This window comes from Micromonospora foliorum, assembly GCF_022229015.1.
Lineage (GTDB): Bacteria > Actinomycetota > Actinomycetes > Mycobacteriales > Micromonosporaceae > Micromonospora > Micromonospora foliorum.
In genome coordinates, this window is sequence record NZ_JAKKFF010000540.1 from 1 (window position 1) to 1,945 (window position 1,945).

General features: G+C 76.5%; 2 protein-coding genes. One reads left to right on the forward strand and one right to left on the reverse strand.

Annotation, left to right across the window (positions count from 1 at the left end):
* Positions 1-1,524: phytoene desaturase family protein (locus tag PSH25_RS29815; RefSeq protein WP_238662176.1), on the reverse strand; the 1,524-nt coding region annotated here is incomplete at its 3' end.
* Positions 1,525-1,596: 72 nt separating this feature from the next.
* On the opposite strand from PSH25_RS29815, the gene PSH25_RS29820 reads away from it, so the two are divergent.
* A partial coding sequence (locus tag PSH25_RS29820) for an aldehyde dehydrogenase family protein (RefSeq protein WP_238662177.1) occupies positions 1,597-1,945 on the forward strand: 349 nt, incomplete at its 3' end.

The window sequence follows — 1,945 nt, forward strand, 5'->3', positions numbered from 1 at the left end:
CGCGCGGGCCGCGTTCGCGCCCGGCGCGCCGTGCACACCGCCGCCGGGGTGCGCCGACGCGCTGGCCAGGAAGAGCCGGTCCACCGGGGTGTCCGCCCGGCCCAGGCCAGGGATCGGGCGCAGGAAGAGCTGCTGGTACGCGGCGGCGGTCCCGCCACCGAGCGCGCCACCGACCAGGCTCGGGTTGCCCTTCTCCAGGTCGGCCGGTCCGGCCACGTGTCGGCCCACGATCAGCTTCCGGAAGCCCGGGGCCGCGGCCTCCAGCACGTCCTCCATCCGCTGCACGTGCCCGGCGACCTCCTCGGCCCGCCAGTTCCGCCGGAACGGCAGGTGGGTGTACGACCAGAGCGACTCGGTGCCCGGCGGGGAGTGGCTCGGGTCCGCCACCGACATCTGCCCCACCAGCAGGAACGGGTCGCGGGGCAGCTCGCCTCGGGCCAGCTCGCTGGCGTAGTGGGTGAGCCCGTTGAGGTCCGCGCCGAGGTGCACGGTGCCGGCGCCGGCCAGCTGCCGGTTCGTCCAGGGCACCGGCCCGGAGAGCGCCCAGTCCACCTTCAACGTGGAGCCGTCCCAGCGGAAGTGCGCCAGGTCCTCCACCAGCCGGGACGGCAGTGCCGCCGCGCCGACCAGGTCGAGGTAGAGCGCCGGCGCCGGGACGTCGGCGAGCACGGCCCGCCGGGCCCGCCACAGCGCGCCGCCGACGGCCTGGACCCCCATCGCCCGGCCCCGGGCGGTGAGCACCCGGTCGGCCCGGGCACCGTAGACGATCGCCCCGCCGCGCCCCTGCAACCGGTCCACCAGCGCGTTGGTGATCTGCTGCGCGCCGCCGTCGGGCACCGGCCAGCCGACCTGCTGGCCGAGCATCGCCAGCAGCCAGCCGTACACCCCGGAGCCGGCCTCCTCCGGGGAGAGGTCGGTGTGCAGCGCGCAGCCGGCCAGCAGGGCCGGCCCGCCGGGACCGTCGAAGAGTTCGTCGCCCATCTTGCGGACCGGCACGACGAGCCGGCGCGCGAGTCGCAGCGCGCCGGCGACGCGCAACCGACGCAGCAGACCCAGCCCTCCGCGTACCGGCGGGAACGGCGAGGTGATCGCCTCCAGCATCGGCTCGGCCACGTCGAGCCAGTCGGTGTACGCGTTGAGCCAACGCTTGCCGTCCCCGGGGGCGAACTGCTCCAGCGAGGCGGCCGTGACGTCCGGGTCCCGGTTGATCACCGCGGCTCGACCGTCCGGCAGCAGGTGCGCCAGCACGTCCGGCGCGTGCCGCCAGGACAACCCGTGCCGACCCAGGTCGAGGCCGCCCAGCACGGGCGAGGCGTACCCGAGGGGGTAGAACGAGCTGTAGAGGTCGCTGAGGTAGCCGGGCGCGGTGACCTCGGCGGAGCGGACCGCGCCGCCGGGCACCGCGGTCGCCTCCAGCACCACCACGTCCCAGCCGGCGTCCGCCAGCAGATTGGCCGCCACCAGGCCGTTGTGGCCGGCGCCGATGATGACGGCGTCCGCGCTCTGCGCGGCGGTGGTTGTCATCGGATCCGCCTACCCGGCGCGCAACCGGGCGAAACGCGTTTGCCTCGCCGGGGCCGGGGCATCCAACGCCGCATGTACATGGTTGCGCAACTGGTGGGCGGGGTGTGGGGTGCGGGCGGCGACGGCGGCGAACTGGTCGTGCGTGATCCGGCGGACGACACGCCGGTGAGCACGGTGCCGGTGGCCACGGCCGACGAGGTGGGCAAGGCGACCCAGGCGGCCCGCAACGCGGCGGCCCAGTGGGCGGCGACCGCGCCGGCCGAACGGGCCGCGGCCCTGCACCGGGCCGCGGACGCGGTGGCGCCCGTCACACAGGCGTTGGCCCCGCCGGGCACCGCGGAGCTCGGCCCACCGTTTCCGGACCCTCGCGCCGGCCTCCAGGCCGGGCGCCGCGCCCGCCGCCGGTATTCCTCACCGGCCC